This is a genomic window from Rehaibacterium terrae (assembly GCF_014202935.1).
GTDB classification, from domain to species: domain Bacteria; phylum Pseudomonadota; class Gammaproteobacteria; order Xanthomonadales; family Xanthomonadaceae; genus Rehaibacterium; species Rehaibacterium terrae.
In genome coordinates, this window is record NZ_JACHHX010000005.1 from 104,605 (window position 1) to 117,661 (window position 13,057).

General features: G+C 69.5%; 9 protein-coding genes. 5 read left to right on the plus strand and 4 right to left on the minus strand.

Going from position 1 to position 13,057, the window contains the following annotated elements; all coding sequences use genetic code 11:
- The first annotated feature begins 225 nt into the window (after window positions 1-225).
- Window positions 226-2,898, plus strand: a complete 2,673-nt coding sequence (locus tag HNQ58_RS04945) for a TonB-dependent receptor plug domain-containing protein (protein ID WP_183947684.1) — start codon at window positions 226-228, stop codon at window positions 2,896-2,898.
- A gap of 344 nt (window positions 2,899-3,242) precedes the next feature.
- On the opposite strand, the gene HNQ58_RS04950 is transcribed toward HNQ58_RS04945, so the two are convergent.
- The gene (locus HNQ58_RS04950; RefSeq protein ID WP_183947685.1) at window positions 3,243-3,482 is read right to left on the minus strand and encodes a hypothetical protein; all 240 of its coding nucleotides are present in this window, start codon (window positions 3,480-3,482) and stop codon (window positions 3,243-3,245) included.
- A 170-nt stretch (window positions 3,483-3,652) separates the two neighbouring features.
- Window positions 3,653-5,194, minus strand: a complete 1,542-nt coding sequence (locus HNQ58_RS04955; protein ID WP_183947686.1) for a tetratricopeptide repeat-containing sulfotransferase family protein — start codon at window positions 5,192-5,194, stop codon at window positions 3,653-3,655.
- A gap of 64 nt (window positions 5,195-5,258) precedes the next feature.
- Between HNQ58_RS04955 and HNQ58_RS04960 the strand changes: the two genes are divergently transcribed.
- Entirely contained in the window at window positions 5,259-5,621 is a 363-nt protein-coding gene (locus HNQ58_RS04960; RefSeq protein WP_183947687.1) for a hypothetical protein, read from the plus strand.
- A gap of 49 nt (window positions 5,622-5,670) precedes the next feature.
- Here the strand turns inward: HNQ58_RS04960 and HNQ58_RS04965 are convergent, their stop codons facing one another.
- Entirely contained in the window at window positions 5,671-6,975 is a 1,305-nt protein-coding gene (locus HNQ58_RS04965) for an aspartyl/asparaginyl beta-hydroxylase domain-containing protein (RefSeq protein WP_183947688.1), read from the minus strand.
- Between the two features lie 134 nt (window positions 6,976-7,109).
- Between HNQ58_RS04965 and HNQ58_RS04970 the strand changes: the two genes are divergently transcribed.
- The 3 genes from HNQ58_RS04970 to abc-f all read left to right on the plus strand — a co-directional run bounded on the left by HNQ58_RS04970 (window position 7,110) and on the right by abc-f (window position 12,200).
- Window positions 7,110-8,036 carry a histone deacetylase family protein gene (locus HNQ58_RS04970; protein WP_183947689.1) on the plus strand — a complete coding sequence of 309 codons (927 nt, stop codon included), beginning with the start codon at window positions 7,110-7,112 and terminating at the stop codon, window positions 8,034-8,036.
- Window positions 8,037-8,111: 75 nt separating this feature from the next.
- Complete coding sequence (locus tag HNQ58_RS04975; protein ID WP_183947690.1) at window positions 8,112-10,166, plus strand: S9 family peptidase; 2,055 nt, start codon at window positions 8,112-8,114, stop codon at window positions 10,164-10,166.
- Between the two features lie 102 nt (window positions 10,167-10,268).
- Window positions 10,269-12,200, plus strand: coding sequence for a ribosomal protection-like ABC-F family protein (gene abc-f, locus HNQ58_RS04980; RefSeq protein ID WP_183947691.1), 1,932 nt, complete (start codon window positions 10,269-10,271; stop codon window positions 12,198-12,200).
- A gap of 46 nt (window positions 12,201-12,246) precedes the next feature.
- Here the strand turns inward: abc-f and HNQ58_RS04985 are convergent, their stop codons facing one another.
- Window positions 12,247-12,957, minus strand: a complete 711-nt coding sequence (locus HNQ58_RS04985) for an SIMPL domain-containing protein (RefSeq protein WP_183947692.1) — start codon at window positions 12,955-12,957, stop codon at window positions 12,247-12,249.
- Window positions 12,958-13,057: the final 100 nt, after the last annotated feature.

A 13,057-nucleotide genomic window follows, 5' to 3' on the forward strand; every position in this document is an offset into this window, starting at 1 on the left:
TTGCGGTCCTCCTGCGGAACGCAGGCGCCTGCCGATTCCCGGTACGCCGCCTGCGAAGGCGGCAGCCGGTCGTGGATCGGCCGCACCATACTAGCCAGTATGGTGAGGGTTTCCCACGGCGTGAAATTTGCGTTATCCTCGCTCGGCCGAGGTTGCCCGATCTACCGGAAATCCGGCTTCTTCCGAACTTCCAAACGAGTCATTCCGACGTTGGAGAGAGACAAGATGACAAACATCAAGCAGCTGCCCAGCGCGATCCGCCTTGCGTTGCTGGCCGGCGCCGCGTCTGCCGCCGCGATGGGGGCCGCCGTGGCCCAGGAGCAGGCGGCCACCCTCGACCGCATCGAGGTCACCGGTTCGCGCATCAAGCGTGCCGATGTCGAGGGCGCCCTGCCCGTCACCGTGATCGACCGTCAGCAGCTCGAGCTGTCGGGCGAGGTCTCGGTCGCGGATTTCCTGCGCAACACCACCTTCAACTCTTTCGGTTCCTTCCGTCCGCAGTCGGGCTCGTCGGCGCAGTCCTTCGCCGGCATCAGCCTGCGCGGCCTCGGTGAGGGCCGGACCCTGATCCTGATCGACGGCCGTCGCGCCCCGATCGCCCCGAACGTCGGTTCGGCGCAGGATCTGAACTCGATCCCGCTGGCGGCGGTCGAGCGCATCGAGATCCTCTCCGACGGCGCTTCGGCGATCTACGGCACCGACGCCATCGGCGGCGTGGTCAACATCATCACCCGCAAGGATTTCAGCGGTGCCGAGTTCACCGCCGGCGTCTCCAACCCGAAGCGTCCGGGCGGCGAGACCGAGCAGGGCTCGGTGATCTTCGGTGCCGCCGGCGACCGCGGCCGGATCATGGCCGGTGCCTCCTACAACACCCGTGGCATCGTCTGGCAGCGTGACCGCGAGTGGTCGGCCGGTGGTGTGTCGACCTTCTCGAACAACTTCATGGTCGCCAACCCGGCTCCGGGCAGCCTGTACGGCTGGCTGCCGGGCGGCTTCCTGGCCAACCCGAACAACGGTTCGGTGCCGCCGGGCGGCTGCGGTGGCCCGGGCTTCTCGGTCGGTGGCTCGGGGGCTTCCACCCGCTGCTTCTACGACTTCACCTTCGTCGCCGCCGACGAGGCCGAGATCCGCAACCAGTCGCTGTTCACCCGCGCCGAGTACATGATCAACGACGACTGGTCGACCTACATGAACGCGAGCGTGAGCCGCGTCAAGTCGTTCGGTCGTTACGCGCCGGTGCCGTCCTCGCCGTGGCCGGGTGGCCAGCCGTTCATCCCGGTCGGCTCGCCGAACCACCCGGCGGTGCGCTTCCCGAACGCCGGCTATGACCCGAACCGTCCGGTGTTCCTGCGGCACCGCTTCGCCGCCCTCGGCAATCGCGATACCTTCATCGACTCGAACGTCTACGACCTGCTGGTCGGCTTCGAGGGCCGGATCGGCGATGTCGACGTCGACTTCGGCGCGCGTCAGAGCGAGTACAAGTACATCGACCTCGGCCGCAACTACGTGGTCGGCGCGATCGCGCAGCAGTTCATCGCCGATGGCCGCTACAACATCTACGACCCGTTCGGCAATCCGCGCAGCGTCCTCAACTCGATGATCGCGACCATCAATCGCGAGAGCACCACCAAGCTGCAGGAGGTGTACGGCAACGCCAACTTCGACCTGTTCGAGCTCAGCGGCGGCACCGCCGGCATGGCGGTCGGCGCCGAGTACCGCAAGGAGGACTACGCCGACCTGTACGACTCGCTGTCGGAGTCCGGCCAGATCGTCGGCTCGGCGGGCAACTCGGCGGCCGGCAGCCGTGACGTCAAGGCGGCCTACTTCGAGGTGCTGTTGCCGTTCCTGAGCAACCTCGAGGTGTCCCTGGCCGGCCGTTACGACAAGTACAGCGACTACGGCAGCGACACCTCGCCGAAGGTCTCGGTGCGCTGGCAGCCGCTGGAGGCGCTGACTGTCCGTGCTTCCTACGGCCAGGGCTTCCGTGCCCCGTCGCTGGACATCCTGGCCGCGCAGCCCTCGTTCTCGGCCGCCACGATCACGCATGCCCCGACCTGCTTGGCCTTCGGCCAGCCGCCGACCTGCTCGACCCAGGTCACGACCTACCAGATCGCCAACCCGAACCTGGAGTCCGAGCAGTCCGAGCAGTACTCGATGGGCTTTGCCTGGGATGCCACCGACTGGCTCAACCTGACCCTCGACTACTACAACATCAAGGTCGAGGACCGCGTCGCCTTCATCGGCATCGGCACCATCGTCAGCTGCCTGGAGGGCACCGGCACCAACTGCCCGTCGGGCCTGAGCAGGTTCCCGACCGGCACCGCGGTGCCGAACCCGGCCCTGGGCCTGGGCGTCGAGTTCGGCCCGCAGGGCGAGATCATCGTCGGCCAGACCGGCTACGCCAACCTCGGCACCATCGAGACCAACGGTCTGGACCTGAACCTGCGCACCAACTTCGACTTCGGCAACTGGGGCGCGCTGCGCAACCAGTTCCAGGTCAGCCATGTGCGCAGCTACAAGGTCGATGGTGAGGATCAGATCGGTCGCGAGGGTCTGCCGAAAAACCGCGCCACCCTGGCCAACCAGTGGACCATCGGCGACTTCACCTTCGCCTGGAACCTCAACTACGTCCATGGTCAGCTGTCGGTGGCCGGCCGTCGTGCCCAGCTGGGCCTGAACGACTACGGCTACTCGCACCGTCTGCCGTCGTGGACCACCCACGACCTGCAGGCGACCTGGAGCGCGCCGTGGAACGGCCGCATCACCCTTGGCGTGCAGAACGTCGCCGACAAGGACCCGGTGCAGGATCCGTTCGACCCGACCGGCCGCGGCTTCCGCTTCGCCCTGTACGACGGCTACGGCCGCGTGCCGTACATCCGCTACACCCAGAGCTTCTAAGGCTCGCGGTCAGGCGGTTTTGCGAGGGGCCCTCCGGGGCCCCTCCTTTTTGGTGCGCCCGGCACGGGCGCACTCTTGGAGGTGCAAGTCCTCCCGCGAGCTGGCCACAGCGAGCGAAGCGAAGCGCAACTGCGGTTGCGGATCAACGAGAGCAAGAGTGCGGTGGCCAGCGTGCTCGAGCGGTCGTTCCTGGGCTATGCCTTTGGGCGCCTGCCGAACGCTGGGGTGAAGCGGAAGGTGGCACCGAAGGCGCTGGAGCGATTGAAGGATCGCCTCCGGCAACTGACACGTCGCGCCCTTGGGTGAACCGCTCCCGATTTCCTGGACACGCCTGAGGGCGTAATTCACGCCGCCATGCGCTGCACCGCGGCGTGGTGATCCCGGCGCACCTGTGCCGGGCTGCGGTGGCCGTGCCGGCTCACCATCCAGTGCTCGTCGTATACCTTCTGCCACCACCAGGATGAGGACGCGAGCATCCGCAGCCGGTAGGTCCCTCGCAAAGCGTCGCGGTGCCCGCAAGCCAGGGGTGGCTTGCTCGAGATCGAGCACGCAAGTGCCTGATCAGCGCAGGCGAGTCCGGACATGCGCGGCGTTCCCGACTCGCCCCCCCTGGAAGGTAGTTCTTCGAGGTTCCCCGGCGTGAGAATCCGCATCACGCTGGCCTTCAACGCCCGCTTCAAGCTGGAGGGGGCGCAGCCGGCGAAGATTCCGATCGGCTGAAGGCGGCCAATGGCACCGGCGACCTGCGACCGGGTCAGCCGGCGGCCACGGCTTCGATCATCGGCGACAGTTGCCGCTCGTAGGCCTGCCAGATCCGGCCGCGGTCGCGCCGGATGCCGTCGCGCATCATCACACTGCTGGCGGTGGAAACGGCGTCCTTGCGGGCTTCGATGGCGAGCATGCCGGGCTCGTAGGCCACGCCGCAGAAGCGCGCCATGGCAGCGCTGGTGGCTTCGGGGTTCTGCACCAGATCGTCGTAATCCACGTCCAGGATGCGATCGCCCAGCAGATCGCGCCAATGCTGCATCAGGGCCTGGTAGCGGCGGTAGTGCGCGACGAATTCGAGCTGGTCGTAGGAGTAGGGGCAGGCATGCGAGAACAGGGTGCGCAGGCTGGAGAGGCCCACGTCCACCGGATCCCGCCGCAGGTGGATGAAGCGGGCCCGGGGCAGGGCGCGGGCAATGAAGCCCACGTTGTAGTAGTTGCTGGGCAGCTTGTCGGTGACCAAGGGCTTGCCGGCGCCGCGCCAGCGCATCCCGGTGATGTAGCCCTCGCCGATGGCGCGATAGTCGAACCCGGAGCGGGCCTCGACCACCGCCGGGTCGAGTTCGCCCTGGAAATGCCGCCCGCTGGCGCGGCGGAGCTGGGCGCGCAGGTCATAGGTTTCGCCCCCGGCCCGGATCAGGCTGTGCCCGCCGAGGATACGCTCGGCCAGGGTCGTGCCCGAGCGGTGCAGGCCGATCACGAAGACCGGATCGAAGGGGCCCTCCTCCCAGCCGTCGCGGACAGCCAGGTCCTCCTCTGACCAGGTCATGAGCGCGTCGAACAGACGGCCGGCCGCTTCGATGCTGTAGTCGAGGGTGGAACGTTTGGCGCGGCAGCCCAGTACCAGTGCGTCCCAAGCGGCCGCGTAGTCGCGCTGATCGTGCAGTTCGTTGTGCAGCGCATAGGCTAGGTAGGCGGTGGCTTCGGCGTCCGGTGCGCGCGCCAGCTCGCGCCGGATCCGGTCGATGCGGCGGCCGGCATCGGGTTGACGCAGGCGCGACAGCAGCCAGTGCGAGCCAGGGTCGCCCGGCAGGATCGCGATGCAGCGCTCGGCGTGTTCGGCGGCCGATTCGATATCGCCGAAAAAGACGTCCAGCGTGGCATGGACGTAGAGGCTGGGCGGATGGTTCGGATCCCGCGCCACGCCGGCGCGGGCGAACTCGCGTGCCAGATCGTGGGCGCCGATCAGGCTGAGCTGGTAGGCCATCTGGGCCAGCGATTGGGCCGAATCCCACAACGGCGGTGGCAACTGGGCCGCAATCTGGACCATGAGCGTTGATTCGCTCAGTACATTGAGCGTCTCCATCAGGCGCAGCACGGTACGCGGGCTGTCCATGTGCCCGGAGAGCGCGCGCAGCGCGGCCTCCCGGGCCGGGTTGTGGGCACCCGCTTCGAGGTGCAGTTCGGCCAGTCCGAGCAGGGCGGGGACGTGGTCCGGAACGATGGCGGTGCAGGCTTCGTAGTTGGCGATGGCGTCGGCCAGCTGCCCGCTGGCGCGGTAGGTTTCGGCGCGTTGCAGAAGGCGCCGCAAGCGCGGAGCGGTAGCGGGGTCGTGGCCGGGGGAGACCGCGGGCGGCCTGGGGGCTGGTGTGCTCATGGCGCAAGTCTACAGCATGTGGCGCAAGCGCCCCGGCGCGGGCACCATGCTCGGCGCATGCAAGACCTCCGGCCCGAACCTCCCGCATCCGGAACGTCGGGCGGTCTGGCCCCGCTACTGGTCCAGCGGTGCACTGCATTCCTGCAGCAGCTCGTTCGAGGGCAATCACGACGGCGCCGTGGCGCGCTTCTGCGGGCTGGACTACGAGCCGGGGATGCTGGCGGTGGAGCGTCGTGGCGATGCCGTCGCCACCGCGAGCAGCGAAATGGTGCGTGATGGCATCCGTACCGACCGCGGTGAGGTCTGGAAGCTCTACCAGACGCAGCTGGCACCGATGATCCGGGCGCTGGCCGAGGCCTGAGCCGAGGCCGCCATCGCCAGCGGGCGCGCGCGGCCGGGAGATGGCTTGGTCATGGGTCGGTCACATGCTGCCGGTCCGGGTAGTACTCGGCCATCGCGGCGGTCACCGCGGTGACCAGTTCGCGCTCGGCCTCGGTGAGGAATGGATTCCAGATGTCGAAGATCAGCACCACGCGGGTCTGGTCACCGTGATTCCAGGCCTCGTGCTCGATGGTGTCATCGAATATCAGCAGCTCGCCCGGACGCCATTCGCGCACGTCGTTGCCGACCCGGAACCCGCAGCCAGGCGGCACGATCAGCGGCAGGTGCACGATCAGGCGGGTATTGGTCGCGCCATGGTGCGGCGGAATGTGGGTGCCAGGGCGCAGGCGCGAGAAGAACGCGGTCGGGCCACGGCCCGGGATCCGCACCAGCGGCAGGGCATCGAGGGCGGCGACCGTGGCCGGGCAGGCCTGGCAGTGTTTCTCGACGCGCTCACCCTGGTTGTAGAGAAAGAACACATCCCAGTCGTGCCGGAAGTTGAGCGGTTCCCAGACCGAGCCGGGCGCAACGTCGTGCTTCTGCACGTAGGGCATGAAGCGCTCGTCATGTTCGGCGAGCACGGATTGCAGCTCGGCGCGGATGGCGTCGGTGGCGGCCTCGATCTGCTCTGCCCAGGGAAACTGCTGCCGCGGGTAGAAGGTCAGCGGCGGCAGCTTCGGGAAATACATGAAGCCGGGCCGCGGAAGCATCGGCTTCTGGCGTCCGCGCAGGATCTGGTAGCACTCATCGAAGCGGGCCCGGGACTCCTCGTCCAGCTGCGACTGCAGTGGCGCGAGTCGCGCCTGCAGCCAGCGCTCCAGCTCCTGCTCCTCCTCGGCCAAGGCGCGCTGTGCGTGTTCGACGCGCTCGCGCAGCGCTGGCGGGAGAGCTTCGGCCGGCGGCAGCCGTGCCAGTGCGGCGCGGTAGTGGGCATTGGCGTCCCGGCGTCGGCCCATCGCCTCCAGCAGCGCGGCGGCATCCAGTCGTGCCGGGACGAAGTCCGGATCCAGGGCCAGGGCCGCCTCGAAGGCCGCCAGGGCGCCGTCGGCATCGCCCATGGCGCGCAGGATCAGGGCCCGGTTGGCCTCGATCAGCGCCACTCGCGGTTGTCCGCGGCTGGCGCGCTCGATCCAGTCGCGGGCGCGTGGGAGGTCGCCGGCGAGATAGGCTTGCATGGCGAAGAAGCTGAGCGCGCGCGAATAGTCCGGCACGACTGCCAGAACCCGCTCGTAGAGCCTGGCGGCGGCGGCGGTCTGGCCTTGCTGGGCCAAGCGTTCGGCCTGCTCGGCTTCGGCCTGGACCGAAGCTGGCAGGGCAGGGGCAGTGGTGCTCATCATGGACTCCGGGAAACCAGCAGCCATTCTATGGCAAGCCTGACCCGCTCCGTGGAGAGGATGGCCAGACCGCAAGCCACGGCGAAGCTTACCGTCATAGCGCCCCGCCTCCGTGGCGCGGATAATCCCGCCCGATGAAGGCTTTCTACTGCCACCATTTCGTGCTGCCGCTGCCGGCGAACCATCGCTTTCCGATGGCCAAGTACCGCCGGCTGTACGAGCGCGTGGCCGCCGATGCCGGCCGGCTCGGCATCGAGCTGGTCGAGCCGGCCGCCGCCAGCGACGAGGAGCTGGCGCGCGCCCATTGCCCCGATTACATCCAGCGGATGAGCGCCGGCGAGGCGGTCGAGGCCGACATGCGGCGGGTGGGCTTTCCGTGGAGCACGCAGACCATCGAGCGTTCGCGCCGCTCCGTGGGCGCGACGATGGGCGCGCTGCGTGCGGCGCTGGAGGGCGATGGCGTCGCCGTCAATCTCGCCGGCGGCACCCATCACGCCGCGCACGCGCGCGGCGGCGGTTACTGCATCTTCAACGACACGGTGGTGGCGGCACGCCACGTGCAGCACCTGGGGCTGGCGCGGCGGCTGCTGGTCGTCGACCTCGACGTGCATCAGGGCGACGGCACCGCCGCCATCTGTGCCGGCGACGACAGCATCTTCACCTTCTCGATCCACGCCGCGCGCAATTATCCGGCGGTGAAGCCACCCTCCGACCTCGACGTGGCGCTGCCCGACGGTACCGGCGATGACGAGTATCTGGAGGCGCTGGCACGCCATCTCCCGCTGGCGATCGACCGGGCGCGGCCGGACGCGGTGCTGTATCTGGCCGGCGCCGATCCCTATGCCGGCGACCGGCTCGGATTTCTCGCACTGAGCAAGCCGGGGCTGGCCGAGCGCGACCGCTTCCTGTTCGAGCGCTGCCGCCGCCACGGCCTGCCGCTGTCGGTGAGCATGGCGGGTGGCTATGCAAACGAGGTCGAGGACATCGTCGACATCCACTACGCCACGATCGTGCTGGCCAGTCGCCATGCCCAGACCGTGGCAGCGGCGGTCGGGGCGTGACTTCCGGGGCGTGGCAGCGGCCGCGCCGGGCGGCTAGGCTCGGGCACTGCCCGTTCGCCTGTCAGGAGTGACCAGATGTTGCGTGCTTCGATTCTCGCGCTGGTGCTGTTCGCGCCGGCGCTGGCCTCGGTCCCTGTGCAGGCGCAGGAAAAGCGTCCGCTCACCGCCGAGACGATGTGGGAGCTCAAGCGGCTGGGTCCGCCGGCGCTGTCCCCGGACGGACGCCACGCCGTCGTGGCGGTCGTCACCAACGACCGCGCCAAGGATCAGCCCAGCAGCCGCCTGTGGTTGCACGACCGGCGCGACGGCAGCTGGCGCCCGCTCACCGCCGAAGGCATCAACAGCAGCAACCCGGTGTGGTCCCCGGACGGCACCCGGATCGCGTTCGAGTCGCGCCGCGGCGACGACGAGGCCAACCAGATTTACGTGCTGCCGCTGGCCGGTGGCGAGGCGCAGCGGCTGACCCGCGTGCCGACCGGGGTCTCGGCGGTGCGCTGGTTCCCGGATGGTCGCAGCCTCGCCTTCATCAGCCGGGTCTGGGCCGAACTCGATGGCTGGGAGGCGCAGGGCAGGCGGCTGAAGGAGCGCAAGGACTCGAAAGTGTCCGGCCGCGCCTGGGACCGCGCCCCGGTACGGCACTGGGACCGCTGGCTGGACGACCGCGAGAACCACCTGTTCCGCGTCGCCGCCGAGGGCGGCGAGGCGCAGGCCATCACCCTCGGCCGTGGCGTGAAGCTGCCCGACCAGGACCCCGGCCTCGGTCATTACGACATCAGCCCGGACGGCCGCGAGATCGCGCTGGTGATGAACACCGACCCCACCGGCGTGCGCCCGAACCCCGACCTGTTCGTGCTGCCGCTGGATGGCGGCGAGCCGCGCAACCTCACCGCCGACAACCCGGCGCCGGACTTCGGGCCGCGCTACAGTCCGGACGGGCGCTGGCTGGCCTGGTCGAAGCAGTCGATCCCCGGCTTCTACGCCGACCGCGCCGTGCTGCACCTGATCGACCGCCGCAGCGGCCAGGTGCGCGCGCTGACCGCGGACTTCGACCGCAGTGTCTCCAACCCGGTCTGGGCCGGCGACGGCCGCAGCGTGGTGGTCAGCGTCGACGACGCCGGCACCAACCGGCTGTATCGCATCGATGTCCCTGGCGGTCGGATCACGGCCATCACCGCCGCCACCAGCTTCACCGCGCCGGCGCTGTCGCGCGACGGCCGCGTGCTGGTGGCGCTGAACGAGAGTTTCGTGCAGCCACCGACCCTGGTGTCGGTCGATCCGCGCGACGGCCGCGTCGGCAAGCTGTCGGCCTTCAACGACGAACTGCTGGCGACGATCGATTTCGGCAGCTACGAGAGCGTCACCTACGAGGGCGCCAACGGTGTGCCGATCCAGATGTGGATCAACTACCCGCCCGGCTTCGACCGCAGCCGGCAGTACCCGCTGTACCTGCTGCTGCACGGCGGCCCGCACAACGCCATCACCGATGGCTTCCACTGGCGCTGGAACGCGCAGGTGTTCTCCGGCTGGGGCTATGTGACCGCCTGGCACAACTTCCACGGCTCCAGCGGTTTCGGCCAGGAATTCGCCGACTCGATCACCGCCGACTGGGCGACCCTGCCGTACGCCGACACCATCAAGGCCGCGCAGTGGCTGGCGGCGCAGCCGTACATCGACGCCGAGCGCATGGCCGCCGGCGGCGCCAGCTACGGCGGCTATCTGGCCTCGCTGCTGCTCGGGCGCGAGCATCCGTTCAAGACCATCGTCGCCCATGCCGCCGTGTACAACCTGTACGGCCAGTACGCCGCCGACTTCGGCGCATCCAGGAACCGTCACGGCGAGTTCTGGGAGGATCGCTCGCGTTTCGAGGCCACTTCGCCACACTACGCCGCCGGCAACTTCGACACGCCCACCCTGGTGATCCACGGCGAGATCGACTACCGCGTGCCGATCAACCACGGCGTGGAGCTGTTCAACACCCTGCAGAACCGCGGCGTGCGCAGCCGCTTCGTCCACTACCCGGACGAGAACCATTGGATCCTCAAGCACAACAACTCGATCCACTGGTACGGCGAGAAGCAGGCCTGGCTGGCCGAGTTCCTCGGCGGCGCCAGGCCCGAGGGCACTCCCTGATCCACGCGGCGGACAGCGGCCGGCGATCCGGCTGGACAAGCGTCCGGCCGGGTCGCCGGCGGCATCACGGCCCGCTCCGGGCCTGGATGCGATAATCCGCCGATGATCTCTTTCCGCAATTTCGCGCTGCGCCGCGGCGAGCGCCTGCTGTTGTCCGATGTCGACCTGGCACTGCACGCGGGCTGGCGTGTCGGCGTGGTCGGCCGCAACGGCTGCGGCAAGTCCAGCCTGTTCGCCGCGCTGATGGGCCAGGTGGAGCCGGACCGCGGCGATATCGAGCTGCCGCAGAAGGTGCGCATCGCCAGCGTCGCGCAGGAGACGCCGTCGCTGCCGGATGCCGCCATCGACTTCGTGCTCTCCGGCGATGCCGCGGTGCACGCCGCGATCCGTGCCGAAAGCGAGGCGATGGCGCGCGAGGACTGGGAGGCCGTGGCCGAGGCGCATCATCGGCTGGAGGAACTGGGCGGCTACGACGCCAGCGCCCGGGCCGGCCGCCTGTTGCACGGCCTGGGCTTTCCGCCCGAGACCCACGGCAAGCCGGTGTCGGAGTTCTCCGGCGGCTGGCGCGTGCGCCTGAACCTGGCGCGGGCGCTGATGACGCCCTCGGACCTGCTGCTGCTCGACGAGCCCACCAACCACCTCGACCTCGACGCCGTGCTGTGGCTGGAGCAGTGGCTGCTGAAGTATCCGGGCACGCTGCTGATCATCTCGCACGACCGCGAGTTCCTCGACGGCGTCAGTACCCACACCCTGCACCTGCATGACGGCCGGGCGAAGCTGTACGTCGGCGACTACACCAGCTTCGAGCGCCAGCGCGCCGAGCACCTGCGCCAGCAGCAGATCGCCTTCGAGAAGGAACAGGCCGAGCGCGCCCATCTGCAGGCCTTCATCGACCGCTTCAAGGCCAAGGCCAGCAAGGCCCGGCAGGCGCAGTCGCGGATCAAGCGCCTGGCCAAGCTGGCCGGCACCGAGGCGGTGCGCGCCGAGCGCGCACTGCACATCGGATTCCAGGCGCCGGCGAAGATGCCGTTCTCGCTGATCCGGCTGAACGATGTCGAGGCCGGCTACCGCGCCGCCATCGCCGACGAACACGGCGACGAGGCTCTGCCGGTCGAGCACGAGCACACCGAGCGCGGCGATGTGGTGATCCTGCACGGCGTGCGCTTCGGGCTGGAGGCCGGCGACCGCATCGGCCTGCTGGGCCCCAATGGCGCCGGCAAGTCCACGCTGGTGAAGACGCTGGTGGGCACGCTGCCGCCGCTGGCGGGCGAGCGCGTCGCCCATGGCGACATGGTGATCGGCTACTTCGCCCAGCACACCGTGGAGAGCCTGCGCGCGGGCGCCAGCCCGATCGACCACCTGCGCGAACTCTCGCCGGACACGCCGACGCAGGAGTTCCGCAACTTCCTCGGCCGCTGGAACTTCCCCGGCGACCGCGCCTTCGAGTGCATCGACGGCTTCTCCGGCGGCGAGCGCGCGCGCCTGGCGCTGGCGCTGATCGCCTGGCGCCGTCCCAACGTGCTGCTGCTCGACGAGCCGACCAACCACCTCGACCTGGACATGCGCGAGGCCCTGGCCGAGGCATTGAGCGACTTCCCCGGCGCCATCGTGCTGGTGTCGCACGACCGGCATTTGATCGGCCTGGTCTGCGACACCTTCTGGCGGGTGGCCGACGGACGTGTCGAGGAGTTCGACGGCGACCTCGACGAGTACGCTGCCTGGCTGCGGGCGCACAATGCCGAGCAGCGCGGCGGCAGCAAGGCCGATAAGGCGGCCAGACCGAAGGCGCAGCCCGCGCCGCCGCGCCGCGAGGATGGCGCGCAGCGGCGCAAGCTCAAGCAGCTGGAGGAAAAGCTCGCCGCGCTCCAGGCGGCCTGCGCCGAGGTCGAGGCCAGGCTTGCCGACCCGGCGCTGTATGCCGTCGACAGCAGCGAGGCCGCGCAGCTCGGCCGCCGGCAAGCCGAGCTGACCCGCGAGCGCGACGCGCTCGAAGCGGAGTGGCTGGCGCTGTACGAGGCGCTGGAGGCAGGCTAGCGCGTGGCCGCGGCAGCCGCCGCGAGCGGATGCCGGTGCTCCGACGTCAGTCGACCAGGAAGTACTCCACCGTCGTCACCACGCGGATCTTCTTCACCTGCGGCGAGCCCTGATCGCGGTCGCTGATGTCGATCTGGCCCTGGTTGGCGCTGCGGATGCCGCCGACCTTGGCTTTGGCGTCCTGCGCGAACTGCTCGGCCGAAGCGCGGGCGTTCGCCGTGGCCTCGGCGATCAATGCCGGCTTGATGTCGTTGAGCCGCGTGTATTCGAACTGCGGGAAGCCACCCTCGGCCAGCAGCACGCCGCTGGCGACCAGCTCGCCGGTGCGGCGCAGCGCCCCCAGCGCCTCGCCCACCCGTGCGGTGCGCAGGGTGACGGTGTTGCTGTAGCGGTAGCGCTCGCGCGGCTGCTGCTCGCCCCAGGCGTAGGCGGCCCGGTCCTCCAGCCGTGGCGGCGAGACGACGATCTCCTCCTCGCCGAAGCCGGCGTCGGTGAAGAAGCGGCGGATCGCGGCGGTGTTGGCGTCCAGTGCCGCCTGCACCTGGGCCAGGTCGTTGCCGACCACCGCGTGCGGCAGCGGCCAGACCACCAGATCGGCTTCGACGTGGCGCTCGGCCAGGCCCTTGACCGTCACGTAGCGGTCGGCGGTGCGGAACTTGGCCAGCCCCTGCGCGGCCAGCCAGCCGCCGGCGGCCAGGCCGAGCGCGATCAGCAGGGCGGCGGGGAAGCTCAGGGTCGATCCATTGCTGCGCGACATCGTCGTTCTCCATCGGTGACCGGCGCAGTGTATGCGGCGGCCGCGGCCACGCCAGCGGGCGTGCACGGCCCCGTCGGTGTCCGTTCAGCTGGAGGCAGGC